The sequence below is a fragment of the Paeniglutamicibacter quisquiliarum genome (genome assembly GCF_019084045.1).
Classification (GTDB): Bacteria; Actinomycetota; Actinomycetes; order Actinomycetales; family Micrococcaceae; genus Paeniglutamicibacter; species Paeniglutamicibacter quisquiliarum.
This window is the reverse complement of record NZ_JAHRED010000007.1, coordinates 168,549-194,058: the sequence shown is the minus strand read 5'-3', so window position 1 is coordinate 194,058 and position 25,510 is coordinate 168,549. Positions and strand designations below refer to the sequence as shown.

Annotated in this window: 26 protein-coding genes and 1 riboswitch; of the genes, 22 read left to right on the top strand and 4 right to left on the bottom strand. The window is 66.9% G+C overall.

What is annotated here, in order from left to right:
• Nucleotides 1-78: 78 nt before the first annotated feature.
• The 16 genes from KRR55_RS13925 (at nt 79) to KRR55_RS13850 (ending at nt 17,124) form a co-directional block, all read left to right on the top strand.
• On the top strand, nt 79-765 hold the full coding sequence (locus tag KRR55_RS13925; protein ID WP_217389704.1) for an IclR family transcriptional regulator: 687 nt from the start codon (nt 79-81) through the stop codon (nt 763-765).
• A 105-nt stretch (nt 766-870) separates the two neighbouring features.
• Nucleotides 871-2,550 (top strand): urocanate hydratase, encoded by a 1,680-nt coding sequence (hutU, locus tag KRR55_RS13920; RefSeq protein ID WP_217389703.1) that lies wholly within the window; start codon nt 871-873, stop codon nt 2,548-2,550.
• Between the two features lie 34 nt (nt 2,551-2,584).
• Complete coding sequence (locus KRR55_RS13915) at nt 2,585-3,928, top strand: YjiH family protein (RefSeq protein WP_217389702.1); 1,344 nt, start codon at nt 2,585-2,587, stop codon at nt 3,926-3,928.
• A 5-nt stretch (nt 3,929-3,933) separates the two neighbouring features.
• On the top strand, nt 3,934-5,217 hold the full coding sequence (locus KRR55_RS13910; RefSeq protein WP_217389701.1) for an allantoate amidohydrolase: 1,284 nt from the start codon (nt 3,934-3,936) through the stop codon (nt 5,215-5,217).
• Nucleotides 5,214-6,473 (top strand): formimidoylglutamate deiminase, encoded by a 1,260-nt coding sequence (locus KRR55_RS13905; RefSeq protein ID WP_217389700.1) that lies wholly within the window; start codon nt 5,214-5,216, stop codon nt 6,471-6,473. The genes KRR55_RS13910 and KRR55_RS13905 overlap by 4 nt, the downstream gene beginning before the upstream one ends.
• Nucleotides 6,470-7,669 (top strand): imidazolonepropionase, encoded by a 1,200-nt coding sequence (gene hutI, locus KRR55_RS13900; protein ID WP_217389699.1) that lies wholly within the window; start codon nt 6,470-6,472, stop codon nt 7,667-7,669. The genes KRR55_RS13905 and hutI overlap by 4 nt, the downstream gene beginning before the upstream one ends.
• A gap of 45 nt (nt 7,670-7,714) precedes the next feature.
• The gene (gene tpx / locus KRR55_RS13895; RefSeq protein WP_217389698.1) at nt 7,715-8,215 is read left to right on the top strand and encodes a thiol peroxidase; all 501 of its coding nucleotides are present in this window, start codon (nt 7,715-7,717) and stop codon (nt 8,213-8,215) included.
• A gap of 295 nt (nt 8,216-8,510) precedes the next feature.
• The gene (locus tag KRR55_RS13890) at nt 8,511-9,389 is read left to right on the top strand and encodes an SIS domain-containing protein (RefSeq protein WP_217389784.1); all 879 of its coding nucleotides are present in this window, start codon (nt 8,511-8,513) and stop codon (nt 9,387-9,389) included.
• Between the two features lie 26 nt (nt 9,390-9,415).
• On the top strand, nt 9,416-10,345 hold the full coding sequence (locus tag KRR55_RS13885; RefSeq protein ID WP_217389697.1) for an ROK family protein: 930 nt from the start codon (nt 9,416-9,418) through the stop codon (nt 10,343-10,345).
• Nucleotides 10,342-11,277 carry a 1-phosphofructokinase family hexose kinase gene (locus tag KRR55_RS13880; protein WP_217389696.1) on the top strand — a complete coding sequence of 312 codons (936 nt, stop codon included), beginning with the start codon at nt 10,342-10,344 and terminating at the stop codon, nt 11,275-11,277. The genes KRR55_RS13885 and KRR55_RS13880 overlap by 4 nt, the downstream gene beginning before the upstream one ends.
• A gap of 50 nt (nt 11,278-11,327) precedes the next feature.
• Complete coding sequence (locus KRR55_RS13875) at nt 11,328-12,170, top strand: class II fructose-bisphosphate aldolase (RefSeq protein ID WP_217389695.1); 843 nt, start codon at nt 11,328-11,330, stop codon at nt 12,168-12,170.
• Nucleotides 12,171-12,249: 79 nt separating this feature from the next.
• A complete protein-coding gene (gene arfB, locus KRR55_RS13870; protein ID WP_217389694.1) occupies nt 12,250-12,672 on the top strand; it encodes an alternative ribosome rescue aminoacyl-tRNA hydrolase ArfB in 423 nt (140 codons plus the stop codon).
• A 299-nt stretch (nt 12,673-12,971) separates the two neighbouring features.
• Nucleotides 12,972-14,234: an extracellular solute-binding protein gene (locus tag KRR55_RS13865; RefSeq protein WP_217389693.1), complete on the top strand. Its 1,263-nt coding sequence runs from the start codon at nt 12,972-12,974 to the stop codon at nt 14,232-14,234.
• A gap of 107 nt (nt 14,235-14,341) precedes the next feature.
• Nucleotides 14,342-15,265, top strand: coding sequence for a carbohydrate ABC transporter permease (locus KRR55_RS13860; RefSeq protein ID WP_217389692.1), 924 nt, complete (start codon nt 14,342-14,344; stop codon nt 15,263-15,265).
• 7 nt (nt 15,266-15,272) lie between these two features.
• Entirely contained in the window at nt 15,273-16,130 is an 858-nt protein-coding gene (locus KRR55_RS13855; RefSeq protein WP_217389691.1) for a carbohydrate ABC transporter permease, read from the top strand.
• Nucleotides 16,131-16,317: 187 nt separating this feature from the next.
• Entirely contained in the window at nt 16,318-17,124 is an 807-nt protein-coding gene (locus tag KRR55_RS13850; RefSeq protein WP_217389690.1) for a DeoR/GlpR family DNA-binding transcription regulator, read from the top strand.
• Here the strand turns inward: KRR55_RS13850 and KRR55_RS13845 are convergent.
• Nucleotides 17,121-17,963, bottom strand: a complete 843-nt coding sequence (locus KRR55_RS13845; protein ID WP_217389689.1) for a phosphotransferase family protein — start codon at nt 17,961-17,963, stop codon at nt 17,121-17,123. The two genes, KRR55_RS13850 and KRR55_RS13845, sit on opposite strands and share 4 nt — an antisense overlap.
• 63 nt (nt 17,964-18,026) lie before the next feature.
• On the opposite strand from KRR55_RS13845, the gene KRR55_RS13840 reads away from it, so the two are divergent.
• The 3 genes from KRR55_RS13840 (at nt 18,027) to KRR55_RS13830 (ending at nt 19,625) form a co-directional block, all read left to right on the top strand.
• On the top strand, nt 18,027-18,839 hold the full coding sequence (locus KRR55_RS13840) for a CPBP family intramembrane glutamic endopeptidase (protein WP_217389688.1): 813 nt from the start codon (nt 18,027-18,029) through the stop codon (nt 18,837-18,839).
• Between the two features lie 81 nt (nt 18,840-18,920).
• Complete coding sequence (locus KRR55_RS13835; protein WP_217389687.1) at nt 18,921-19,268, top strand: 6TM ABC transporter family protein; 348 nt, start codon at nt 18,921-18,923, stop codon at nt 19,266-19,268.
• A gap of 81 nt (nt 19,269-19,349) precedes the next feature.
• Nucleotides 19,350-19,625 (top strand): hypothetical protein, encoded by a 276-nt coding sequence (locus tag KRR55_RS13830; RefSeq protein WP_217389686.1) that lies wholly within the window; start codon nt 19,350-19,352, stop codon nt 19,623-19,625.
• A 67-nt stretch (nt 19,626-19,692) separates the two neighbouring features.
• Here KRR55_RS13830 and KRR55_RS13825 read toward each other — a convergent pair whose 3' ends face one another.
• Nucleotides 19,693-20,337, bottom strand: a complete 645-nt coding sequence (locus KRR55_RS13825) for a VOC family protein (protein ID WP_217389685.1) — start codon at nt 20,335-20,337, stop codon at nt 19,693-19,695.
• A 167-nt stretch (nt 20,338-20,504) separates the two neighbouring features.
• A riboswitch (SAM riboswitch) is annotated at nt 20,505-20,620 on the top strand.
• 74 nt (nt 20,621-20,694) lie between these two features.
• On the opposite strand from KRR55_RS13825, the gene KRR55_RS13820 reads away from it, so the two are divergent.
• Together KRR55_RS13820 and metX are read left to right on the top strand one after the other, a co-directional pair.
• Nucleotides 20,695-22,038: a bifunctional o-acetylhomoserine/o-acetylserine sulfhydrylase gene (locus KRR55_RS13820; protein WP_217389684.1), complete on the top strand. Its 1,344-nt coding sequence runs from the start codon at nt 20,695-20,697 to the stop codon at nt 22,036-22,038.
• A 14-nt stretch (nt 22,039-22,052) separates the two neighbouring features.
• Nucleotides 22,053-23,213, top strand: a complete 1,161-nt coding sequence (gene metX, locus KRR55_RS13815; RefSeq protein WP_336245122.1) for a homoserine O-acetyltransferase MetX — start codon at nt 22,053-22,055, stop codon at nt 23,211-23,213.
• A gap of 73 nt (nt 23,214-23,286) precedes the next feature.
• Here metX and KRR55_RS13810 read toward each other — a convergent pair whose 3' ends face one another.
• Nucleotides 23,287-23,631, bottom strand: a complete 345-nt coding sequence (locus KRR55_RS13810; protein WP_336245121.1) for an SHOCT domain-containing protein — start codon at nt 23,629-23,631, stop codon at nt 23,287-23,289.
• A gap of 237 nt (nt 23,632-23,868) precedes the next feature.
• Nucleotides 23,869-24,729, bottom strand: a complete 861-nt coding sequence (locus tag KRR55_RS13805; protein ID WP_217389682.1) for an SGNH/GDSL hydrolase family protein — start codon at nt 24,727-24,729, stop codon at nt 23,869-23,871.
• Nucleotides 24,730-24,821: 92 nt separating this feature from the next.
• Between KRR55_RS13805 and KRR55_RS13800 the strand changes: the two genes are divergently transcribed.
• Nucleotides 24,822-25,478 (top strand): alpha/beta hydrolase, encoded by a 657-nt coding sequence (locus KRR55_RS13800; protein WP_217389681.1) that lies wholly within the window; start codon nt 24,822-24,824, stop codon nt 25,476-25,478.
• Nucleotides 25,479-25,510 lie beyond the last annotated feature (32 nt).

The following is a 25,510-nucleotide window of genomic DNA, read 5'->3' as shown; positions in this document are numbered from 1 at the left end:
TGAATTTTGTCCCAGGGCGCCAAAAGGCACCCAAAGACAGGCGTTCCCGAGACCGAAACACCCCGATGGAGGAATACCGTGGCAGAACCGGCAACCCGAACCGTGGAACGAGCCCTGCAATTGCTCGGCGCCGTCTGCGATGCAGGGGCGGTGTCGTTGGCAGAAGTCTCCCGCGAGACGGAACTCTCGGCCTCCACGGCCCTGCGGCTGCTGCGCACCCTGGAAAACAGCGGCTTTGTGCGCAAGGACGCGGACGGGGAATACCGGCCCGGCCTGCGCCTGGTGCAGCTCGGCGCCCAGGCCCTGAGCCACGAGTCGCTGATCCACCTGGCCGCACCGGCCCTGCAGCGACTGGTCGACGCGACAGGCGAATCCGCCTACCTTTCGGTGCGCGGACACCAGGGCACGGGCAGCGACCACGCCGTGTACCTGGCCATCGCCGAGGGAACCCACTCGGTGCGCCACGCCTCCTGGGTGGGTCGCAGCGTCCCCCTGGAGGGATCCAGCCTGGGAGTCGTGTTCGCCGGAAAGACCCCGGACGCCGGTTACGTGGTCTCCGACAAGGGCGTCGAGGTCGACGTCACGGCCATCGCCGCCCCCTTGCGGCAGCTCGGGGCAACCGGAGCCGCGGACGACGGCGGACCCGTGGCCGCGATATCCGTCGTTGCCCCCAGCTACCGGATGAACCCGGCAGAGGTCGAGCGCATCGGCCAACTGGTCGCCGCCGAGGCCCGGGCGCTGCTGGGCCTGGCCGTCGGCAGCTAGCCCGGCGCCCGCGCCGGCCGCGCCTCGATTCCCCACGACAACCCACGTTGCACCGCCCGAACGGGCACCACCAGATCAAGAACCACCGACAAGGAGAACCATCCGATGAGCTTCACCCAGCACGATCCGTCCCGCGTCATCCGCGCCCCGCGCGGCACCAAGCTGACCGCCAAGTCCTGGGCCACCGAGGCCCCGCTGCGCATGCTGATGAACAACCTCGACCCGGAGGTCGCCGAGCGCCCCGAGGACCTGGTCGTCTACGGCGGCACCGGACGTGCCGCCCGTTCCTGGGAGGCCTACGACGCGATCATCAAGACGCTGACGGACCTGGAAGAGGACGAAACGCTGCTGATCCAGTCCGGCAAGCCGGTCGGCGTCTTCCGCACCAACAAGTGGGCCCCGCGGGTGCTGATCGCCAACTCCAACCTGGTGGGGGACTGGGCCACCTGGCCCGAGTTCCGCAAGCTGGAGGCCGAGGGCCTGATGATGTACGGGCAGATGACCGCCGGGTCCTGGATCTACATCGGCACCCAGGGCATCCTGCAGGGAACCTATGAGACCTTCGCCGCCATTGGCGCCAAGCGCTTCGGCGGCACGCTGGCCAACACCCTGACCCTGACCGGCGGCTGCGGCGGCATGGGCGGGGCCCAGCCGTTGGCGGTCACCCTCAACGGCGGCGCCTGCCTGATTGTCGACGTGTCCGAGGAGCGGCTGCGCCGCCGGGCCTCCAAGCGCTACCTCGACGAGGTCGAGCTGGACCTGGACACCGCCCTGGCCAAGGTCACCGCCGCGAAGAACGAGGGCCGGGGGCTCTCGGTGGGCTACGTCGGCAACGCCGCCGAGGTCTTCCCCGAGCTGCTGCGCCGCCAGAAGGCCGGCGAGGTCGCCTTCGACATCGTCACCGACCAGACCTCGGCGCACGACCCGCTTTCCTACCTGCCGGTGGAGTACACCCTGGAGCAGTGGGACTCCGAGGCCAAGTCCGATCCGGAGGGCTTCACCAAGAAGGCCCAGGCGTCCATGGCTCGCCACGTGGAGGCGATGGTCGGCTTCCAGGACATCGGCGCCGAGGTCTTCGACTACGGCAACTCCATCCGCGACGAGGCCCGCCAGGGCGGCTACGACCGGGCGTTCGAGTTCCCGGGCTTCGTCCCGGCCTACATCCGCCCGCTCTTCTGCGAGGGCCTTGGCCCGTTCCGCTGGGTGGCGCTCTCCGGGGACCCGGAGGACATCCGCGTCACCGACGAGGCGCTCAAGGAGCTCTTCCCGGAAAACGGGCACCTGCACCGCTGGCTGGATGCCGCCGCCGAACACGTGGAATTCGAGGGCCTTCCGGCGCGCATCTGCTGGCTGGGCTACGGCGACCGCGCCAAGGCCGGCGTGCTGTTCAACAAGCTGGTCGCCGAGGGCAAGGTCTCCGCGCCGATCGTGATCGGCCGCGACCACCTTGACTCCGGCTCCGTGGCATCCCCGTACCGCGAGACCGAATCCATGAAGGACGGCTCGGACGCCATCGCCGACTGGCCGCTGCTCAACGCCCTGACCGCCACCAGCTCCGGTGCCACCTGGGTCTCCATCCACCACGGCGGCGGGGTCGGCATCGGCCGCTCCATCCACGCCGGACAGGTCTCCGTCGCCGACGGCTCCGAGCTGGCCGCGGCCAAGCTGGAGGCGCTGCTGACCAACGACCCGGGCATGGGCGTGATCCGCCACGTGGATGCCGGCTACGAACGCGCCATCGAGGTCGCCCAGGAGCGCGGCGTGCGCATCCCGATGGCCCAATAGAATTCCCCCTCCCACTCGAAAAAGGACAACTCCCATGTCTGGAACGAACAACACCGAGCTCGATGTCCAGCGCACCTCCGCGCAGCCGCGGGGCAAGTGGCGATTCTTCGTCTACAGCCTCATCGGCGTCTTCATGTTCTTCATCCCGATCACCATCGGCGGGAAGGAGACGATCCCGCTGGACCACCTGGTCGGCTGGATCATCGCGGGGCTCGGCGACGCGGTGCGCTTCGTGGCCCTGGGGCTCATCCTTGCCGGGACGATCTACCCCTTCGCCTCCGGGCGGTGGCGCGAGTCGGGCATCAAGAAGGTGTTCGCGTTCCTGAACATCATCGGCCTGGCCACCGGCACCATGCTGGTGTTCAACGCGGGGCCGGCACTGCTCTTCGAACCGGATCTGGGACCCTTCCTCTTCGACAAGCTCGTGATCCCCGTGGGCATGATCGTTCCGGTCGGGGCCATCTTCCTGGCGCTGCTGGTGGGCTACGGGCTGATGGAGTTCGTCGGCGTGCTGGTCCAGCGCGTGATGCGCCCGATCTGGCGCACCCCGGGCCGCTCGGCCGTCGACGCCGTCGCCTCCTTCGTGGGCAGCTACTCGCTGGGCCTGCTGATCACCGACCGGATGTACCAGTCCGGGCGCTACACCGCCCGGGAGTCGGCGATCATCGCCACGGGCTTCTCCACCGTCTCGGTCACCTTCATGGTGATCGTGGCTAAGACGCTGGACATCATGCACCTGTGGCTGCCCTACTTCTTCCTCTCCTTCGGCGTCACCTTCCTGGTCACCGCCATCTGCGTGCGGCTTCCCCCGCTCAGCCGCATCAAGGACGACTACTACCCGCAGGCCGTCGCCTCCCCGGAGGAGAAGGTCACCACCCGCCGGCTGGCCACCGCGTGGAACGAGGCCATGGGGATGCTCGAGTCCGCGCCCTCGCTGGGGCGCAACATCTGGGTGAACTTCCGCGACGGGCTGCTCATGGCCATGGCGATCCTGCCCTCGATCCTCTCGGTCGGGCTGATCGGGCTGCTGCTGGCCCGCTTCACCCCGATCTTTGACTGGCTGGGCTACATCTTCGTGCCGATCACCTGGGCCGTGGGACTGCCCGACCCGGTGCTGGCAGCCAAGGCCTCCGCCGTGGGCATCGCCGAGATGTTCCTGCCCGCCACCGTGGTCGCCGGACACCCCTCCGAGCACCTGCGCCTGGTCATCGGGGTCGTCTGCGTCTCGGCGATCATCTTCTTCTCCGCCGTGGTGCCGTGCATCCTGGCAACCCGGATACCGTTGAAGGTCTGGCACCTGGTCGTCATCTGGGCCCAGCGCGTCGCCCTGACCCTGCTCATCGCCAGCCCCGTTGCCTACCTCATGGTCGGCAGATAGGAATCATGAACTTGCCTACCAACACCGTCAACTCGCTGCTTGCGGCCATTGCCGACACCGGACGCGACGCCACGCGCGGGGGCTACTCGCGCCCCGTGTACTCGGACGCGGAGATCACCCTGCGCGAGTGGTTCACCGCGGAGGCCGGGGCCCGCGGCCTCGAGGTCTCAACCGATGCCAACGGCATCATCTGGGCCTGGTGGGATACGCCCGGTTCCGCCAGGGATGCGGCATCGCGCCGCGGCGCCCTGGTCACCGGATCCCACCTGGACTCGGTGCCCGGGGGCGGCGCCTTCGACGGCCCGCTGGGCGTGGCCAGCGCGCTGGCGGCCTTCGACGTGCTGGCGGCGCGCGAGGCCTCCGGCTCGCTGCAACGCAACAGGGCACTGGCCCTGGCGGTCTTCCCGGAGGAGGAGGGCTCGCGCTTCGGGGTTGCCTGCCTGGGCTCGCGGCTGCTCACCGGCGCCATCGACCCGGCCAGGGCGCTGAACCTGCGCGATGCGGCGGGAAACACCTTCGCCGACGTGGCGGCGGCCAACGGCCTTGACCCCGCACGCATGGGCAGGGACGAGGCGGCGCTGGCCAGCATCGGCGACTTCATCGAGCTGCACGTGGAGCAGGGCCGCGGACTGAACACCGAGGAACACACCGACGCCGCCGGCCGCGGGCCGGCCGTGGCGATCGGCAACTCCATCCTGGGCCACGGACGCTGGCGGCTGAGCTTTGCCGGGCAGGGCAACCACGCCGGCACCACGCTCATGGTGGACAGGGCGGATCCCATGGTCGCCGCCGCGGCGCTGGTGGTGAAGGTCCGCGAGGTCGCCCGCGCCCAGGCCGACGCCCGGGCCACCGTGGGCAGGCTCGAACCGGTCCCCGGCGGGACCAACGTGATTGCCTCGCGGGTGGACCTCTGGCTCGATGTGCGCCACCCCGACGATGCGGTCACCGCGATGCTGGTGGAGAAGATCCACGGCCAGGCCCAAAGGATCGCCGCCTTCGAGGGATGCACGGTGGTGCTCACCGAGGAGTCCCTCTCCGGAACGGTGAACTTCGACCCGGCCCTGACCCGGGCGCTGGAAAAATCGGTGCACCGGCTCATCCCCAACGCGCCCCTGCTGCCCACCGGCGCCGGACACGATGCTGGCGTGTTGGCAGCGGAGGTTCCCTCCGGCATGATCTACGTGCGCAACCCCTCGGGCATCAGCCACTCGCCGGAGGAATACGTGGAGCACGACGACGCCGCCGCGGGTGTCGCGGCGCTCGCCGACGTGCTGGAGGACCTGCTGTGAGCCCGCAGGGGACCGCGTCGCCGAACGCGGTGCGGGTGCCGGCGCCGGTGAACGCGCACTCCCATGCCTTCCACCGGATCCTGCGCGGGCGCACCCACGAGGGCGCAGACGGAGGAGCCGGGGACTTCTGGACCTGGCGCGAGCACATGTACGCCGCGGCCCAGACACTGGGCCCCGCGGCATACCAGCAGCTTGCCACCGCGGTCTTCGCGGAGATGGTGGCCGCCGGGTACAGCGCCGTGGGGGAGTTCCACTACCTGCACCACCGGATCGACGGGACACCCTATGGGGCCCGGGGTTCTGACGGGGAGCCGCACGCCATGGAACTGGCCCTGGGCCGGGCGGCCCTGGCGGCGGGCATCCGCCTGGTGCTGCTGGACACCTGCTACCTCCGGGGCGGGCTGGCCGCGGACGGGTCGGTGCTGGAACTCGATGAAACCCAGGCCCGCTTCAGCGACGGCACCGTGGAGGGCTGGCTTCGGCGCCACGGGCAACTGGGCGCCGCGCTGGCGGAGCTGGATGCCGGTGCGGGACTGCTCAGCCTCGGCGCCGCGGTGCACTCGGTGCGCGCGGTCGCCCCCGCGGACCTGGCGGCGATCGCCGCACGGCTGGATCCCGCGCTGCCCCTGCACGTGCACCTCTCCGAGCAGCCCGCGGAAAACGACGCCTGCCACAACGCCTACGGAACCAGCCCCACGGGATTGCTCAAGGAGGCGGGCCTGCTCGGCCCACGGCTATCGGCGGTGCACGCCACGCACCTGAGCGATACCGACATCGCGGCACTGGGCCGCGGGAAGGCCGGCATCGTCATGTGCCCCACCACCGAGGCCGACCTCGGCGACGGGATCGGGCCCGCCCGGGAACTTGCCGACGCCGGCGCCCACATTTGCCTGGGCAGCGACCAGCACGCGGTGCTCGATCCCTACCTCGAGCAGCGCGCCCTTGAACATGCCGAGCGCCTGCGCAGCGGCAAGCGCGGACGGTTCTCGCCCACGGAGCTCTCCGCCGCCGCCCGCGAGGGCGGGCTGCGCTCCCTGGGGCTGGGGGACAACGACGACTTCCTGCTGGTGCGCACCGATTCGGTGCGCACCGCCGGCTCGCGATCCGGCCAGCTCCCGCTCACCGCCACGGCGGCCGACATCGCCGAGGTCCACATCAACGGGCAGCTTGTCGCCCGCGACGGCATCCACACCCGGCTGGGCGACCCGGCCAAGCTGTACACCGCCTTCTTCACCGAGAACCCGGAGTTTTCATGAGCACCACGCTGATCACCAATCTGTCCGAGGCCTTCACGGCCGATGCCGAGCTCCGTGTCGTCAAGGACGCGGCAATCCTCATTGACGGGGACAAGATCGCCTGGATCGGGCCCGCGACCGAGGCCCCGCGGGCAGGGAAGACCATCGACGCCGGCCACCGGGCGGCGCTGCCGGGCTGGGTGGATTCACACAGCCACCTGGTCTTCGCCGGGGACCGCAGCGCCGAGTTCGTGGCGCGCATGGCCGGGCAGGATTATGCGGCCGGCGGCATCGCCGTCACCACCGCGGCGACGCGGGCGGCCAGCGACTACGACCTCACCCGCCTGGTCATGGGGCGTGCCGCCGAGGCGCTGGCAGGGGGAACCACCTATCTGGAGACCAAGACCGGATACGGATTGGGCGTGGAAGAGGAAGCGCGGCATGCCCGCATCGCCTCGACGGTCGTGGATAAGGTGACGTTCCTCGGGGCCCACCTGGTGCCCGCGGGCATGGACGCCCAGGAGTACACGGACCTGGTCTGCGGGGAAATGCTCGAACGCGTGGCCCCCTACGTGCAGTTTGCCGACGTCTTCTGCGAGCGAGGGGCCTTCAACGAGGCGCAGTCCCGCCAGGTCCTCACCGCGGCGCGGGATGCCGGCCTGGGGCTGCGCGTCCACGGCAACCAGCTGGGCCCCGGTCCCGGGGTGCAACTGGCAGTGGAGTTCGGTGCCGCCAGCGTTGACCACGTGAACTACCTAGATGAAGCGGATGTGACGGCGCTCGCCGGTTCCTGGAAGGACTGGGATGCGGCCAGGCGAACGGGCGTTCCGGGGACGGTGGCGACCTGCCTGCCGGCCTGCGACCTTTCAACCCGCCAGCCCCTGGCACCTGGCCGGGAACTGCTGGACGCCGGGGTGCAAATCGCCCTGGCCTCGAATTGCAACCCCGGGACCTCCTACACCTCATCCATGGCGTTTTGCGTGGCCACGGCCGTATTGCAGATGCACCTGAGCATCGAGGAGGCCATTGTCGCGGCCACCTACGGGGGAGCGCTCGCGCTGGGCGTGCAGGAGGCCGTGGGGTCCCTGGAGGTCGGAAAACGGGCGGACATCCAGCTGCTCAACGCCCCCTCGGTGGCGCACCTGGCCTACCGGCCGGGCATGAACCTGACCGGTCCGGTATTCCGTGCGGGGGTGCTGGCGGCGGGACGCCTCTAGCGAACCACTTCGTGAGGGAGGGCACCTTCGTGATAAACAAGGAGCATGGCTATTACTGCACTCAAAGGTTCCCCCGTCCAGATCATTGGCGAGCTGCCCGCCGTTGGCGAAACCGCTCCTGACTTCACGCTCACCGGCGCCGACCTCGGCGATGTCACCAGCACCGAGCTGCGCGGCAAGCGCGTCGTGCTGAATATCTTCCCGTCCATCGACACCGGCGTCTGCGCTTCCTCGGTCCGCCGCTTCAACGAGCTGGCCTCGGGACTCGAGAACACCGCCGTCGTCTGCGCCTCGGCCGACCTGCCGTTCGCGCTGGGCCGTTTCTGCGGTGCCGAGGGCATCGAAAACGTCGTTCCGACCTCTACCTTCCGCTCCGACTTCGGCGCCGAATTCGGCCTCACCCTGGGCGACGGCCCGATGCAGGGCCTGCTGGCCCGCGCGATCGTCGTCCTGGACGAGAACGGCGCCGTCCTGCACACCGAGGTCGTCCCGGAAATCACGACCGAGCCGAACTACGACGCAGCCATCGCGGCACTGTCCAACTAACGCCTAGGCCGAGGGGGCCGGCGCCGGATCCAGGATTTTCTTGGGTCCGGCGCCGGCCCCCTTTCGTTTTCCGGCTCGTTGCCGGCGCGAACACCCCGGGGCCGGTGGCGCGGGTTCCAAGCGTGACGGGGCATGAAACGAGCCCCGTCGCTTAAGACTTTTTGTGATCGGTAGACAAGTCAAACGATCATAAGCAATCATAGTAGGGAAGAGCTTGCCATTCCCGGGCACCTTCACGGGCACCGGGTCACAGAAGGAGACTGTCTTGAGCGACACCAGCCAGCTTGGCCACCACATGGACGCCGAACTCACCTCGCAGCCCGAGATGTGGGAACGTGCAATCGCCCAGTCCAAGGCAGAGAGCCTGCTGCCGGCCGACGGCAAGCGCGTGGCCGTCGTGGGCTGCGGCACCTCCTGGTTCATGGCCCAGGCCTACGCCGCCGCACGCGAATCCGCCGGCAAGGGCGTCACCGATGCCTTCGCCGCCTCCGAGGCCTTCATCGCCACCCGCGACTACGACGTGCTGGTGGCCATCACCCGCTCGGGCACCACCTCCGAGGTCCTGGAACTGCTGGCGGAGCTTGACGGATCCATCCCGACCGTCGCGGTCATCGGCGACATCACCTCCCCGATCGTGTCCAAGGTCGACGCCGTGGTCCAGCTGCCGTACGCGGACGAGGAATCGGTGGTGCAGACCCGCTTTGCCACCACCGCACTGGCCTACCTGCTCACCAGCGTCGGCGTGGACCTCACCGACGCCGTAGCCGAGGCCCGGGTTGCCGTCGCCGCACAGACCCCGGCGGAACTGATCGACGCCGAGCAATTCACCTTCCTGGGCCGCGGCTGGAGCGTCGGGCTGGCCCACGAGGCGGCGCTGAAGATGCGCGAGGCCGTGCAGGGCTGGACCGAGTCCTACCCCGCCATGGACTACCGCCACGGCCCCATCGCCATCGCCGCACCCAACCGCGTCACCTGGATGCTCGGCGAGGAGCCCGAGGGACTGGCCGGGGACATGGTGCGCACCGGCGCCCTGTACATCAACAACGACGTGCACCCGCTGGCCGAGCTGGCCCGCATCCACCGTGTCACGCTGGACCGAGCCCGCGCCCGGGGCATGAACCCGGATGCCCCGCGCAACCTGACGCGCTCGGTCATCCTCTCCGACGAGGCCTAGGCAAGCGACCGGGAGTCCCTGACACCATGAACCCTCCATACCTGCTCTTCGATGTCGGAGGCACCGACATCAAGGCTGCGCTCTGCGACGACGCGGGAAACCTGCTGGGCATTCGCCGGGTCCCCACCCGGCGCGACACCGCGCAGCCCGCGGAAACGCTGATCGAGCAGCTCCACGGGCTGGGGAGCGACGTGATGGCGGAGGCGCCCGCTCTCCGCCCCGCGGCAGTCGGGCTGCTGGTGTGCGGGCTCGTCGACGAGCAGCGCGGGCGCGGGCTGTTCTCCGCAAACCTCGGGTGGCGCGATGCCCCCCTTCGCGACATGGCTGCCCGGGCCTTCGGCCTCCCGGTCGGCTTCGGCCACGACGTGGCGATGGCCGGCGCCGCGGAACTCGAATTCGGGGCAGGTGCCGCGCTGGGAAGCAAGGTCCGCAACGCGGTTATGCTGGTCATCGGGACCGGCGTTGCCGCAGCGCTTTTCGTCGACGGGCGCCCGGTCTCGGCCGGCGGATATGCTGGCGAACTCGGCCACGCGGCGGTGCCGGGCGGGCTCGATTGCCCCTGCGGCGCCCACGGCTGCCTGGAAACCCTCGGATCGGCCGGTGCCATCGCCAGGCGCTACGCGCAGGCGACCGGCACCCAGGTGCGCGGCGCCCGCGAGGTGCTCGAGGCCATGGCCGCCGGGGACCCTACGGCGGCAAGGATCTGGGACGAGGCCGTGCAGGCCATCGCCTTTTCCATCGCCCAGCTCAGCGCCTCCATCGCCCCCGAGGCTGTCATCATCGGCGGCGGGCTGGCCCAGGCCGGGGAGGCGCTGCTGGAACCGCTGCGCCACTCGGTCCGCAGCAGGCTCTCCTACCATCGGGAACCGCTCATCGTCCCGGCCCAGCTCGGCGAGGATGCGGGCCTGCGCGGCGCCTTCCTGAAAGCCGCCGAGGCGCTTGGCGCGAAGCCATGATCCTGACGATCACACCGAACCCCGCCGTCGATGAGACCTACGGCCTCGAGGTCATGGACGTGGGCGGGACCAACCGCGTCGATGCCCCGATGCGCCGGGCCGGCGGCAAGGGACTGAACGTGGCCCGGGTGGCCCACTCCCAGGGCTGCGAGGTCATTGCGCTGGCTCCGGTGGGCGGGGCCAACGGGCGGGTGTTCACCCGGGAACTGGAATCCGCCGGGGTCGGGCACGCACTGATCCCCGTCGCGGCCGAGACCCGGCGAAGTTTCGCCGTGGTCGAGCACGCAACGGGTCGCACCACGGTATTCAACGAACGCGGAGGGGCGCTGGGCACGCACGAATGGGACGCCGTCCGCGCGCGGATCCTCGCGCAGCTGGACCGCGGGGCAACGGTCCTGGTGGCCTCCGGGTCATTGCCCCAGGGGGCGGACGAGGATTTCTATCCGTGGTGCGTGCGGGAAGCGGCACGCCGCGGCATCCCCAGCATCATCGACACCTCCGGCCCCGCATTGCTGGCCGCTGCCCGCGCCGGGGCCACGGTGCTCAAGCCCAACCACCACGAGCTGGCCGAGACCACCGGCACCGATTCGCTGGCGGCGGGTGCCGCGATGCTCTTGGCTGCCGGGGCCGGGCATGTCTATGCGAGCGCCGGAGCGGCGGGCCTCTTCCACTTTGCCGCCGCAACCCCCGGGCAATGGGCATCCGCCCGCCTGCCCGAGCCCCTGTCGGGCAATCCCACCGGCGCCGGGGACTCGGTGGTCGCCGCCGTCGCGGTGGGCCTGCACCGGCGCGAGGACCACGACTCGGTGATCCTTCCCCGCGCGGCGGCCTGGGCCGCCTCCGCGGTGCTGATGCCGACGGCGGGGGAGCTGCATCCCTCGCACCCGGACCTTGCCCGCGCACTCATCCTTGATTCCTCCACGGAGCGCTAGCCGCACCTGCGGCACGCCCCCTCCACACCACTTGAAAGGACGCATCCACGGTGCCCCTGGTCAATACCGCAGAAATCATGAACGCCGCCCGTAGCGCCAACATCGGCCAGGGTGCCTTCAACGTCATCCACCTGGAAAGCGCCGAGGCGCTGATCCGGGGCGCCGAGCTGGCGCAAACCCCGGTGATCCTGCAGATCTCCGAAAATTGCGTCGCCTACCACGGGGGCCTGGAGCCGGTGTCCCTGGCAACCCTCGCCGCCGCCCGAAACGCGGCGGTTCCCGTGGCCGTGCACCTGGACCACGCGGAATCGGAAGATCTCGCCCGCGCGGCGGTGGACCTGGGCTTCGGCTCGATCATGTTTGACGGGGCACACCTGGAGTACGACGACAACGTCGCCGCCACCAGGCGAGTGGCCGAGTACGCTCACGCCGCCGGGGTCTACGTCGAGGCGGAGCTGGGCAAGGTCGGCGGCAAGGACGGCGCCCACGCACCGGGTGTGCGCACGGATCCCGTGGAGGCGGCGTCTTTCGTGGGTGCCACCGGCGTGGACGCCCTGGCCGTGGCGGTGGGATCCTCCCACGCCATGCTCGATCGATCCGCGGCGCTGGATATCGAGCTGATCGGACGGATCCGCGCCGCACTGGATGTTCCGCTGGTGCTTCACGGATCCTCGGGGGTCAGCGACGAGAACATCGTGGCTGCCATCGAGGCGGGCATGACCAAGATCAATGTCTCCACGCACCTGAACGGCTTCTTCACCCGTGCCATTCGCCAGTACCTCGAGGAAAACCCCGAGGTGGTCGATTCGCGCAAGTACCTGGCACGCGGCCGGGAGGCCATGGCCGCCGAAACCGCGCGCCTGCTGCGCCTTTTCGCCGGGCGGCGCCCCTAGGAATCCGTCCCGGTGATGCAACGGGTGCCGCCGCTCCCGGCGGCCCGGGCCCCGGGCCGCATCGTGCAACACTTAATGCATGGATCTGTTGGTGTCGCCCGAGCTCACGATTCCCGCGGCGGAATTGGGCTGGCGGTTCTCGCGCTCCTCCGGGCCCGGGGGCCAGCACGTCAACACGTCGGACAGCCGGGTAGAACTCTTCTGGAACATCGCCGAATCGCTGGCGCTCACCGAGGACCAGCGCACGATGTTGCTCACCCGCCTCGGGCGTCGCCTCGTTTCAGGGGTGATCACGGTGACCGCCTCGGAGCAGCGTTCCCAACTTCGGAATCGCGAAACCGCCCTGCGCAAGCTCGCCGAGCTGGTGGCCGCCGGCCTCGCCCCGGAGCCCGCGAGCCGGCGCGCAACAAAACCGACCAGGGGTTCGAAGAAACGGCGCCTCGCCGCAAAGAGCCGGCGTTCGGAAACGAAAAGGCAGCGGCAGCGCCCCTCCGCCGAGTAGTTCGCGCTTTCGAGTACCCCGTCCCGCAGTCTTCCCGCCACGGCACCCCATACCCTGTTTCGCGCTCGGGCATGCGCCCAAAAATCCCCGGGTGACAAGGCTTTACCCGCACCTTCCCGGCCAACGTGGAAATTTCCCGGGATTGGACTCCCGACCACTTGACGGCGTGTCCGTGGTCACAGCATAATCGAGGGAAGGTGTGCTTTATTGATCGTTCTAATTGCAAATAAAGCACATAACATCACTCTTGTCGTTGTGAAGTGACAAACGATCACATCGACCACCTGGAACGAGGACCGATGAAAAAGCGCACTCTCCGAGGAACATTCATTGCCGGCGCTGCGGCCGCCGCGCTGCTGCTGACCTCTTGCGGATTCGGCGGGGGCACCACCGACGGCGGCGAGTCCGGCGCCCCCGGCAGCGTCACCACCCTGGACATGCTGGTTCCCAGCTATTCCACCGGAACCAAGGCCCTGTGGGAGGGCGTGATCAAGGACTTCGAGGCTGCCAACTCGGACGTGAAGATCAACCTTGAGATCCAGTCCTGGGAAAACCTGGAAAGCGTGCTGAAGACGAAGGTCCAGGGCAACAAGGCACCCGACATCTACAACGGCGGCGCCTTCGCCGAATTCGCCGCCGAGGGACTGCTGGCCCCGGCCACCGACATCGCCTCCGAGGCGACCGTGGCCGACTTCCAGCCCTCGTTTGCCGACAACGAAAAGCTCGAAGGAACCCAGTACGGCCTGCCGCTGATTGCCTCGGCCCGCGCCCTGTTCTACAACAAGACGCTGATGGAGGAGGCCGGGATCTCCGCGGTCCCCAAGACCTGGGACGAACTCCACGACGCAGCCATGGCCGTGAGCGAGAAGACCAAGGCCGACGGCTACGGCATGCCGCTGGGCAGCGAAGAAGCGCAGGGCGAATCGATGATCTGGTTCGCCGGCAACGGCGGCAACTTCGGCGACACCGCCAGCATTGCCGTGGACACCCCGGCCAACGTCGAGGCCACCGAGTACATGCAGAAGATGATCAAGGACGGGGCCACGCAAAAGAACCCGGGGGCCACCCAGCGCACCCCGATGCTCAACACCTTCGTCCAGGGCAAGCTGGGTTTCGCCTATGGGCTGCCGCAGACCGTTGGCCAGATCGAGAAGGAGAACCCCGACCTTGAGTACGGCATCGCGCCGGTGGCCACCAAGTCCGGTGCCCCGGCAACCCTCGGCGTCGCCGACCGCCTGATGTCGTTCAAGAACGACGGGTCCAAGACCGCGGCCGTCAAGAAGTTCATGGACTACTTCTTCGCCGCCGACGTCTACACCGATTGGGTGTCCACCGAGGGCTTCCTGCCGACCACCAAGTCCGGCTCCGAGAAGCTGGCGGGCGACGAGACGCTCAAGCCGTTCCTGGACATGTTGCCCAATGCGGTGTTCTACCCGACCACCAACCCTGCATGGAACGCCACCGATGGCGCGTTCAAGTCGTTGATGGGGCAGATCGACACGGGCAAGAGCGCTGCGGAGGTCCTGAAGGAAATCCAGGCCAAGGCCGACGCGGCCAGCTAGCTGCACCGCTCCCGGCCGAGACGGACGGGGCTCACCTCCACCATGGGAGCCCCGTCCGCGGTTGAGGCCAACCAATTTCCGTCCCCGTAACGCAGGAGACCCCCGCCATGAGCGTCGCAACCGCCCCGAAGCGCAGATCCGCGCGCACCTCCGCCAGGGAAGGCGGGTCGTTCCTCTCGGCGCTGCCCTGGATCGGGCCGGCCCTCCTGCTGATCCTGGCCATCGTGGTGTTCCCGGCCGGATACATGATCTACAACTCCACCCGGAAGATCTCGCAGGTCGGCACCGACCTCGAGGGCGTGGGATTCGCGAACTTCTCCAAGGTCTTCGCCGACCCGGCGCTGCCGCGCATCCTGCTGAACACCGTGGTCTGGGTGGTGGTCGTGGTGGCAATCACCGTGGTGATTTCGCTGGCGCTGGCGCAGTTCCTGAACAAGCCCTTCCCCGGGCGGACCCTGGTGCGCATGGCAGTCATCGTCCCGTGGGCGGCGTCGGTGGTCATGACCACCACCGTGTTCTACTACGCGGCGGATCCCAACTACGGGATCTTCAACAAGTTCCTCACCGACATCGGCGTCCTGGACGAGGGCTACGGGTTCACCAAGAACGCCGTCCCGGCCATGGCGGTGGCCATCGTGGTTGCGATCTTCGTGTCGATTCCGTTCACCACCTACACGCTCCTGGCCGGCCTGCAGGCGATCCCCAACGAGACGTTGGAGGCCGCCCGCATGGACGGGGCGAATCGCTGGGGAACCTACATTTTCGTGATCCTGCCGCAGCTGCGCGGGGCGCTGGCGGTTGCCGTGCTGATCAACATCATCAACGTGTTCAACAACCTGCCGATCCTGAAGATCATCACCGGTTCCATTCCCGGCTACAGCGCGGACACCTTGATGACCTACATCTTCAAGGTGCTGCAATTCGACCGCCGGCTGGACATCTCCTCGGCGCTCTCGGTGGTGAACTTCGCGATCGTGCTGGTGATTGTCGCGATCTACGTCAAGACGGTCAAGCCCATGAGGGAGGTCTAGGAATCCCATGTCGATCCTGATCACCGAGGACCGTGCGTCCCGCCGAACCGTCATTTGGCGCATGGTTGTGGGCTTGCTGGTTGCCGTCGCGTTCCTGATTCCCTACGGGATCATGTTCTTTGGGTCGCTCAAGACCCAGGCCGAAATCCTTGCCATCCCGCCAAGCTACATGCCGCGGGAAGGGGCGCAGTGGTCGAACTACCTGACCATGTGGGACACCCCCGAAACACCGGTGGCCTTCAACCTCATCTCCACCATCGTCATCTCCCTCTCGGCCACCTTGCTGGTGCTGCTGGTGGCCACCCCGGCCGCCTACTACACCGCCCGCTTCAAGTTCCCGGGCAAGATGGTCTTCATGTTCCTGGTGATCGTCACCCAGATGCTGCAGCCGGCGGTGCTGACCGCGGGCCTGTTCAAGCAGATGCTCGCCATGAATCTCTACGACACCTGGCTGGCCATGATCCTGATCAACGCCGCCTTCAACCTGGCCTTCGCCGTGTGGATCATGCATTCGTTCTTTGCCTCCGTTCCCAAGGAGGTCGACGAGGCCGCCCAGATCGACGGGGCCGGAAAGCTCCGGGTGCTCTTCCGTATCAACCTGCCGCTGGTCTGGCCGGGCATCGTGACCGCGGTGATCTTCACCTTCGTCTCCTGCTGGAACGAATTCGCCGCCTCCCTGGTCATCCTCTCCACCGCGGAGAACCAGCCGCTGTCGGTGGCGCTGACCAGGTTCGTGGGACAGTATTCCACCGCCTGGCAATATGTCTTCGGCGTCTCGATCGTGGCCATCATCCCGGTGATTGTCCTGTTCATGCTCATTGAGAAGCGGCTGATCGGCGGCCTTGCCGCCGGAGCTGTAAAGTAGGATCCCGTGCCCGCGGCGCCGTTCGCCAAAACCCTGGTGACCTCGCCTTCCGCGGAACATCGGAACCGAATGCGGTGACGGCCGGCCCGGCGAACGGGCCGGGCCCCAGCAGCACGCGGCCCCCGCAGCAGAGAACTGTCGGTTGATTCCCCCCCAACCGGCCACACGACGACAGACGGGTGAAAAGGTGAAACGCGAAGAACGCCTCAACGCCATCCTCGAGATGCTTTCCCGCTTCGGGAAGATCGAGGTCGAGGACATCGTGCGCAGGCTCGAGGTCTCGCCCGCCACCGCACGCCGGGACCTGGACTCGTTGGCTGCCTCCTCGCTGCTCTCGCGCACCCACGGGGGAGCGGTGTCCAACACCGTGGCCTACGACCTGCCGGTTCGCTACCAAAAGGAAGACGCGGCGGTGCAGAAGCACGCCATCGCGGTGCTCGCGGCCTCCATGGTCACCCAGGACATGGTGGTGGGCCTGTCGGGCGGCACGACGTCCAGCGCCATTGCCACGCAACTGGGGATGCGCCGCGAGCTGGTCAACGATTCCGGGCGGACCACGTTCACCGTGGTCACCAACGCCGTCAACATCGCCTCGATGCTGGCGGTGCGCACGCACGTGAAGGTGATGGTCACCGGGGGAGTGCTGAACCCGCGGTCCTACGAGCTGGTCGGTCCCTTTGCGGAGCAATCCCTGGAGAAGGTCACCCTGGACGTTGCCTTCGTGGGCATCAACGGGCTGGAGGCGCACATCGGTCCAACGGTCTCGGACGAGTTCGAGGCTTCCATCAACGACTTGATGATCCGCCGGGCGCGCCGCAGCTACCTGGTGTGCGACTCCTCTAAGATCGGGCACAGCGCCTTTGCAACGCTGGCCAGGTCGACCTTCAGCGCGCTGATCACCGATGACGGGATCACCGCCGAGCAGCAGCGCGAATTGGTGGAGTCGGGCATTCCCGTCATTGTTGCCGACCCACGGCCGGGCGCGCCGCGCTAGCCGCGGGTGGCGGCGGCAGCGGCCACGAGGCGCGGGCCGATCTTCCCGATCAGTGCACCAAGGTCCCGGCCCGGATCCAATGAAGCGTCGTAGACGCTCTCCAGTGCCATGGCACCCAGCCAAATTCGGGCGCGCCAGGCCACCTCGGGGCTCGGGGCAATGGCCTCGGCGAAGTCGGTGCCGTGCCAGAGACAGAGATATGCGGTGTTCAGCGCAGGGTCCCATGCCGCGGCCAGGTCCCAGTCCAGGATGCCGAGCAGATTGCCATCGCGCCAGCGCATGTTGTGCCCCGCGAGGTCCCCGTGGACCAGCGAAGGCGCCACTGCCCCGAAGGCGGGGATGGTGTCCAGGACCTGCCGCGCGGCTCCGGCCAACTCCAGCGGCAAGGCGCACAAGGTCGCGTCGATCTTCGGCGCGGTCCACGGTCCCCGGAACGAATACGGCTCGGCCAGCAGTCCGTCAAGCGGCCGCAGGTCCACGGCCGCCAGTTCCTCGAGCACGGAGCGCAGGCGTGGTGCGTCACCGGTGTGCGGCGGGTGCGCCGCACCCGGGATGTAGCGCTGGATGACCGCGGAGAAATCATCGCCGTGCCAGACCGGGCCCAGTGCTGTGGGCAGCTGGAAACTGAAGAGGCCCGACAGCGCCTGGATCAGGTCCACGCGCCGCTGCAGCCGGGCGGACGACTCGGCGGTGCGACCCATGCGCATCACCGCCTGGTCCTCGGCCACCAGCACCAGGTGGAACTGGCCGCCTTCGTCCACGTGCGCGGACTTCCAGTCCGGTCCGGGATATAGGGCATTCGCCAGCTCGTATTCGCGGGGCAGCGCATCTCGTCTCACCCCTCCATCCTTGCAGGCCAACGGGTGTGCGGATACACAGGATCAACACGTAGGATCGACGTCATGATCTCAGAAGCGCAGGGGAACACCGCATCCAGCGCAGCGTTGGAAAGCACGGTGGCGGAAGCCGGGACGCGCCGCGGATTGAAGATCGAGCTGCTCATCGTCCTGGGCTTGTCCCTGGGCCAATCGGGCATTTACGCGATCGTGAACCTCATCGACAAGATGACCCGTGCGCCCCTGGGCTCGCAGACCACTTCGCTGAACAATTCGCTGAACCAGCGCCAGTACTTCGACCTGACCTACCAGCTGCTCGACATCTTCTTCGGCCTGGTGCCGGTGATGCTGGTGTTGTACCTGCTCTGGAGGATTCCCGGGGGCAGCCCCTTTGCCCGGCTCGGCTTTGACTTGGCGCGGCCGGTTCGGGACCTGGGCTGGGGAACCGGCCTGTTTCTGGCCATGGGCGTCGGAACGCTTGGTGTCTACGCGGCGGGCCGTGCCCTCGGGCTGACCACGATCATCGTGCCGGCGGCGCTGGACGACTATTGGTGGACGGTCCCCGTGCTGGTCTTCTCCGCGATCCGCCACGGCATCCTGGAAGAGGTGATCGTGGTCGGCTACCTCTTCGAGAGACTCGGGCGCCTGGGCTGGGGCAAGTGGCAAATCATCCTTGCCTGCGCCGTGCTGCGGGGCAGCTACCACCTGTATCAGGGGATCGGTCCCTTCATCGGGAACGTCGCGATGGGCGTGGTCTTTGGCTACGTGTACTCGAGGAAGGGCAGGGTCATGCCGCTGGTGATCGCCCATGCATTGTTGGATATTGCCGGGTTCGTAGGTTACGCGCTGGTCGGCACGGCCATCGGTCTTGGTTCATAAAACACGGTTTGATCACTTTGTTCGTGAACACTTGTGCTTTGGGGGCACGTTGCTAGGCTCAAGGAAACCAGACCACCGGGAATGCGCACCGAATTCCGGCGCCGGGGCCTGGACCCGTCAACCAAGGAGCAGGATATGCCCCGGGCCCTGAGCTCACAGAAAATGTTCCGTGTTGGTCTGGTGTTGGGTATTCTTGGAGCCCTTTTCTACATCATCGTTTCACCGCTCCTGAACTGGCTGATCAACCTCGGCGGCCTCAATTACCCGCTCACGGGCCTGGTGGGTGGGCTGGCCGCCGTGATCCAGCAAGGCACCTTCTTTGGCGGGCTGTTCCTGCTGGCCGGATCCTTCGTGGTTCGCTCAGCGGAAGAGGCCGTCGCCTCCGTGAGAAGCGCGACGTGGCCGGAGTCAGGACTGCCGCGGGATTAGCCACCGGAACCACGGCCGGGAAATGTCGGCCGGTGGCAGGTGGCCAGAAGCGGAAAACCCCAGGAAAGTCGAGAAGCAGCGATGCCCCAACTCTTGAGTTCGAAAACCATGCTCCGACTCGGCCTCGTCCTCGCCTTGGTTGGTGCGGGCACGGCCGTGATCGGAAATCCGATCTGGAAGTGGTACTACGAAACCATGTTGCCGGGTGAGGAACTGGTCTTCGGGATGGAAGTCCGACTTCAGCAGGCATTGCTGGTGGGCGGCCTGTTCATGGCCATCGGATCCATCATGGTGAAGCACTTCGAAATCCTGAAGGACGATCTGCAGGCTGCTGCCGGCGGAACCGACCGGAAATGAGGCAAGGTGGGGCTAGCCGGATCATCCGGCCAACCCCACCTTGATCGTGGTTCCCCGCGCTGCGTGGTTACAGCGTGATTTGTCCCTTGGGCGTTTCGAAGGTCACCGAAAGGATTCCCGGTGTCCCGTTGGGAGCCTGCCAATCGACGGCAACCTCGCCAACGGGCAACTGCTCGGGCTGTCCGAGCCAGTCGGCAACGCGTTCGCTGGAGCCGGCAATGCTGATCGAGGAGATCTTGCCAACCGGTTCCAGTGCCTTTGACGGGTGAAGCTCCTCGGTTCCGTCGTCCCAGCGCAACAGGTAAGGAACCTGCGGATCGGCGATCAGGCCGTTGATGCCGATCTGGCGCCAGGTCAGTTCCTGCCCATCCGGGAATTTGCGGTTTCCCGGAACCGAGCCCCGGCCCAGGCGCTCTTCCGCCGGAGCCAAGTCGTCAACCGCGACGCACCAGCCCATCCAGCCGCCACCGAGTTCGGAGCGGGCGCGAACGGCCTGGCCAAACGGCGCCTTGTCCGACGACGGGTGGTTCAAGACTTCGACAACTTCCAGGTACTGGCCATTCTTCAGCGGGAAGATGACATTGCGCGTACCAAAACGTGGGTGTACACCGCCCTTTACAGATTCGAGTCCAAGGGCCTCGCCGATCCGAGCGGCAGTTGCCGCGAGGCCGTCGGGTCCACAAGCGTAAGTTACATGGTCCAACCTCATCATGTGCCTATCATGGCACTTTGTGATCTGGCTCTCGACTTAGGATTGCCTAACTTGCTTTGTGGTTGCTTGGTTCAAACGGCTGCGGGGTAGTGCGGTTGCCCTTCGGCTCGTCACAATTTGAGACGTGGTTGCGAACATATGAAGCGCTGGGCCAGACTTAATGCCAAGGTCATGAGTTTCAGCAGAAGGCCCCGGCTTGCTGAACGGCAACCCTCCGCCGCGGTGGGGTGCCCCGGGTGAAGACCAGGCCCTGCGTCAAAAAGACGTGGGACAAGCGCGGGATTGCCCCCAGCCAAGACACGGCCACAACCGGAGTCGGCTTCGGGCATACCCCTACGAATCCTTGAAGGGGAAGAGATGTCTAACAACTGGTCCTTTGAAACCCGTCAGATCCATGTGGGACAGGAGCCCGACGCCGCAACCGGCGCGCGCGCCCTGCCGATCTACCAAACCAGCTCGTTTGTGTTCCCGAGTGCCGAGAGCGCGGCCGCCCGCTTTGCCCTCGCCGAGCTGGAACCCATTTACACGCGAATCGGCAACCCGACGCAGGACGCCGTGGAGCAGCGCATTGCCAGCCTCGAAGGTGGCGTGGGGGCCCTGCTGCTTGCTTCGGGCCAGGCAGCGACGACCTTCGCCATCCTGAACCTCGCCGAGGCCGGCGACCACATCGTGGCCAGCCCCAGCCTGTATGGCGGGACGCAGAACCTGCTCAAGCACACGCTGCGCAAGCTCGGCATCGAGGTCACGTTCGTGGCGGATCCCGACGACCTGGACGGCTGGCGCGCGGCGGTCAAGCCCAACACCAAGGCATTCTTCGGCGAGGTGGTCTCCAATCCGCGCCAGGACGTGCTCGACATCGAGGCCGTCTCCGCCATCGCACACGAGTCCGGGGTGCCGCTGATTGTCGACAACACCCTGGCCACCCCGTACCTCATCCGTCCCATCGAGTGGGGCGCCGACATCGTGATCCACTCGGCCACCAAGTACCTTGGCGGGCACGGCACCGCGATCGCCGGGGTCATCGTGGATTCGGGCAATTTCGACTTCGCCGCCGACCCGGAAAGGTTCCCGGGCTTCAACACCCCGGACGATTCCTACAACGGGCTGGTCTATGCCCGGGACCTCGGCGTCAACGGGGCACTGGGAGCCAACCTCGCCTACGTGCTCAAGGCTCGCGTGCAATTGCTGCGCGACCTCGGCTCGGCCGTTGCCCCCTTCAACGCGTTCCTGATTGCCCAGGGGCTCGAAACCCTCTCGCTGCGCATGGAGCGCCACGTCGCCAACGCGGTGGAGGTCGCTCAGTGGCTTGAGGCCCGGCCGCAGGTTGAGCGGGTGCTTTATGCAGGGCTCGAGTCCAGCCAGTGGTTCGAGCGGGGCCGCAAGTACGGGCCGCGCGGCATCGGGGCCATCGTGTCCTTCGAGCTGGCGGGCGGAAGCGCGGCCGGCCAGGGCTTCGTCGACGCGCTGGAGCTGCACTCGCACGTGGCCAACCTCGGGGACGTGCGCTCCCTGGTCATCCACCCCGCCTCCACCACCCATGCGCAGCTTAGCGAGGCGGAGCAGGTCGCCGCGGGCGTCTCCCCGGGCCTGGTCCGGTTGAGCGTCGGCATCGAAAACGTCGTGGACATCATCGCCGACCTGCAGGCGGGCTTCGAGGCCGTGGCCGCCGCGGCCGAGGTCGAGCTGCAGGGCACCTTGTGAGTGTGGAGACAAACGTGGTCCTATATGACGCAGAAACCGCCGCGGGGCTGGACTTTGCCCCGGACGGCATCCTGCGGCACCTGCACACCGGTGCCTACACCTTTGAAACCGGCTCGACGCTGCCGGACATCGTGCTGGGCTACGAAACCTGGGGAACGCTGAACGTCGACGCCTCAAACGCGATCTACATTGCCCATGCCCTGACCGGGGACAGCCATGTGGCGCGCGGGGCCTCGACCGAGCCCGGCTGGTGGGACGGCTTCGTCGGCCCCGGCAAGACCGTGGACACCGATCGCTACTTCGTGGTTGCCGCGAACATGGTCGGCGGCTGCTCCGGAAGCACCGGTCCGGCCAGCCTGGACCCGGACGGGGTTCCCTGGGGATCGCGGTTCCCGTTCACCACCATCAAGGACTCGGTGCGTCTCGAGGCGCGTCTGGCCGACGAGCTGGGCATCGCCGCGTGGCACACCGTACTGGGCGGATCCATGGGCGGGGCACGGGCCCTGGAGTGGGCCATCGAGTTCCCGGAGCGGGTGAGGAATTGCGTGGTCGTGGCCGCCTCGGCCGAATCGTCGGCCGAGCAGATTGCCTTCGCCCAGGCGCAAACGGCCGCGATCAGGCTGGACCCTGATTTCGCCGGGGGCGACTACTACGCGAACGAACTCGTGCCCTCCGCGGGGCTGGGGATCGCGCGGCGCATTGCCCACATCACCTACCGCACGGCGGCCGAACTGGACGTCCGTTTCGGGCGGGCGCCGCAAGGCGACGAATTGCCGGTCTCCAGCCCCGGGCTGGACCGCGGCCGGTACCAGGTGGAAAGCTACCTGGACCACCAAGCCAGCAAGCTGGTGGGCCGCTTCGACGCCAACAGTTATTTGGTGCTGACCGAGGCGCTCATGAGCCACGATATCGGCAGGGGCCATGGATCCATCGAAGCGGCCGTGGCACGACTGGAAAATGTGAATGTCCTGGTGGCCGCCGTGGACTCGGATCGCTTGTACTGGCCAGAGCAGTCGGAGCGCCTTGCCGGGTTGCTGCCGATTCCCGGCAAGGTCCACTACATCACGTCGCCGATTGGCCATGACGGCTTCCTGACCGACATCGAGCAACTAAGCGATGCCCTGGATGAACACATTTTCGCGCGGGAATCCGGACTGCAGGCCGACGCCGGGTAGCTGAACGGACATGGCTCCGGTTTGGGGGTCCTTCCCCCGCCGGGGCCATGCATTTCCGCCTCGCGTGCCGGACCTAGTCGGTCAGGATCTTCAGGCGCGCCTGGGTGTATTCATCCCGGGTGATGACGCCCCGGGCCAGAAGTCCTTCGAGTTCGGCCAACTTTTGTTCGCGGGTTTGCCGGGGAGCAAACATTTGGGAATTGGCGGCACGCGTCGCCAGATCGGTTTCCAGTGTAAAGATGTCCATTCCGGCGTTCTTGCTGGCCTTGTAGTTTCGTATCCAGACGAATATCACGAAGGCCACGATCCCGATAAACACAATCGCGAAGATGACCATGAAAACGGGTATTGCCTCGAAAACGCCGCCCATTCCGCCGGGCAGGAAATCCGGGTCGGGGTCGACATAGCCGAAATCCACGGAGTCCTGGGGTCCCAGGACCTCGGGGGGAAGGCCGTCAATTGTGGTGGTGCTTGAATCGTTGATGGGTTGCCGTCCTCAAGGTGTCGAATGCCGGGGCAAACTGGGTCGTGATCTCGCTTTCGACACTAGTCAAACACGCGTCGGCAAAAACCGAGACGAATTCCACCAAACGTTTTCCATTCGTGATGTCGGGGGAGTGCCACCGCCATTCGCCGGGGCCTGGGGTCCACCCGATCAGATCGCGGGACCATTGCCCAGGGACGCGTTGGGCGGCTGCTCGGTGAAAGGGATGGCGAGGGGTCGCTTCGGCGAGATGCCGTCACCGGAGGACTGGTGGCGCAGGCGGCGCAGCACCCATGGGGCCAGGTGCGTGCGCGCCCAGATCAGGTCGTCGCGGCGGGCCTCGCGCCAGTTCTTGATCTCGGCCTCGCTTGGTTCAAGTTGTTGCAGCTGGTGCGGGACGTTCAGGGCATCCAGGGCCATTGCCGCGATGGTGTGGTGGCCCAGGGGTGAGAAATGCAGGCGGTCATCGGCCCACATGCGCGGTTGGTGTAACTCCCGCAGCGACCACATGTCCGCCACCACCGCATCGTAACGGGCAGCGATCGTGCGCACGTTTTCGTTGTAGATGGCAACCTTGCCCCGGATTCCGCCCAGTACCGGGGTATCGCGGATGTCGGGACCGGTGAAGAGCAGGATCGTGGCATTTGAGGTGGCCAGTACCCGCATGAGCGCGTCGAGCTTGTCGGCGGTGGCGTCAGGGTCGCCACCCGGGCGAATCACGTCGTTGCCGCCGGCGCACAGGCTGATGAGGTCCGGCTTCAACTCCAGTGCCGGCCCCGCCTGCTCGTCAAAGATCTGGGTGATGAGGCGTCCCCGAATGGCCAGGTTGGCATAGGCGAAATCATCGACACCCTGGCTGAGCTGTTCGGCAACCCGGTCGGCCCAGCCGCGGTAGTTCCCGGGGCTGCGGGGGTCGTCATCGCCGACGCCTTCCGTGAAGGAATCCCCGATGGCGACATAGCGACCCCACGGATGACTTCCGATGCTCGGTGGGCTGGAAGCTGAGGAAGGTGTTTCAATGACGTTGTTCACGAAGATATTCTTATCAAAGAATACGTAAGTTACCTAAGCGTAGGTTACTTGGCGGATCGCCGAATGCGGCGGACTTCTGCTTGACTGGTCTGGTGAGTGAAACAAGTTGGAACCCCACTGTCATTTGGTCGCGCCCGGAATCCGAACGCGCCGGCACCCCGCTGCTGGTGCTTTTGCACGGCTACCTCTCCAATGAAGAGGACCTCATGGGGCTCGCCCCCATGTTGCCGGAGGAATTCACGATTGTCTCGGTTCGGGCCCCGCAGTCATTGGGGCCGGGGTACACCTGGTTCCCGCTGATGCAGGACCTGGATTATTCATTTGATGCCGTCAAGAACTCCATCGCCGACCTGTGGTCCTGGCTTGAGCCGGTTAGTAAGCAGCATTCATCGGTGAGCCTGCTCGGATTCTCCATGGGCATGGCGGTGGCCACGTCCCTGCTGCGGCACCAGCCCGATGCGATCTCCACGGTCATCGGCCTGTCCGGTTTTGCGGTGCCGGAAGAGGGAGCGGGCTTCTTCCAGGACGAGAAGCTCAAGGAAATGCGGAAGCCGGTGTTCTGGGGAAGGGACCAGGCCGATCCGGTCATCACCCAGGACAAGATCGAGTACACGCATGCCTGGGCCACCAGCGACGTCCACGTCACCAAGGTGCTTTATACCAACATGTTCCACTCGGTGAACGCGCAGGAAATGTCCCATGTGCACGAGTTCCTGAGCCATGTCGTGCTGAAGGGTGCAAAAATCTAGGTTTTTGTACCGATCCATTGACACAAGAAGCG

Bases quoted from the DNA above. Each gene is read 5' to 3' on its own strand.
- KRR55_RS13835 (WP_217389687.1), top strand. From the start codon at position 18,921: ATGCGCACCGAATTCCGGCGCCGGGGCCTGGACCCGTCAACCAAGGAG.
- KRR55_RS13820 (WP_217389684.1), top strand. From the start codon at position 20,695: ATGTCTAACAACTGGTCCTTTGAAACCCGTCAGATCCATGTGGGACAG.
- hutI (WP_217389699.1), top strand. From the start codon at position 6,470: ATGAGCACCACGCTGATCACCAATCTGTCCGAGGCCTTCACGGCCGAT.
- hutU (WP_217389703.1), top strand. From the start codon at position 871: ATGAGCTTCACCCAGCACGATCCGTCCCGCGTCATCCGCGCCCCGCGC.
- KRR55_RS13860 (WP_217389692.1), top strand. From the start codon at position 14,342: ATGAGCGTCGCAACCGCCCCGAAGCGCAGATCCGCGCGCACCTCCGCC.
- KRR55_RS13830 (WP_217389686.1), top strand. From the start codon at position 19,350: ATGCCCCAACTCTTGAGTTCGAAAACCATGCTCCGACTCGGCCTCGTC.
- KRR55_RS13885 (WP_217389697.1), top strand. From the start codon at position 9,416: ATGAACCCTCCATACCTGCTCTTCGATGTCGGAGGCACCGACATCAAG.
- KRR55_RS13855 (WP_217389691.1), top strand. From the start codon at position 15,273: ATGTCGATCCTGATCACCGAGGACCGTGCGTCCCGCCGAACCGTCATT.
- KRR55_RS13915 (WP_217389702.1), top strand. From the start codon at position 2,585: ATGTCTGGAACGAACAACACCGAGCTCGATGTCCAGCGCACCTCCGCG.
- KRR55_RS13910 (WP_217389701.1), top strand. From the start codon at position 3,934: ATGAACTTGCCTACCAACACCGTCAACTCGCTGCTTGCGGCCATTGCC.
- KRR55_RS13840 (WP_217389688.1), top strand. From the start codon at position 18,027: ATGATCTCAGAAGCGCAGGGGAACACCGCATCCAGCGCAGCGTTGGAA.
- arfB (WP_217389694.1), top strand. From the start codon at position 12,250: ATGGATCTGTTGGTGTCGCCCGAGCTCACGATTCCCGCGGCGGAATTG.
- tpx (WP_217389698.1), top strand. From the start codon at position 7,715: ATGGCTATTACTGCACTCAAAGGTTCCCCCGTCCAGATCATTGGCGAG.
- KRR55_RS13865 (WP_217389693.1), top strand. From the start codon at position 12,972: ATGAAAAAGCGCACTCTCCGAGGAACATTCATTGCCGGCGCTGCGGCC.
- KRR55_RS13825 (WP_217389685.1), bottom strand. From the start codon at position 20,337: ATGATGAGGTTGGACCATGTAACTTACGCTTGTGGACCCGACGGCCTC.
- KRR55_RS13890 (WP_217389784.1), top strand. From the start codon at position 8,511: ATGGACGCCGAACTCACCTCGCAGCCCGAGATGTGGGAACGTGCAATC.
- KRR55_RS13880 (WP_217389696.1), top strand. From the start codon at position 10,342: ATGATCCTGACGATCACACCGAACCCCGCCGTCGATGAGACCTACGGC.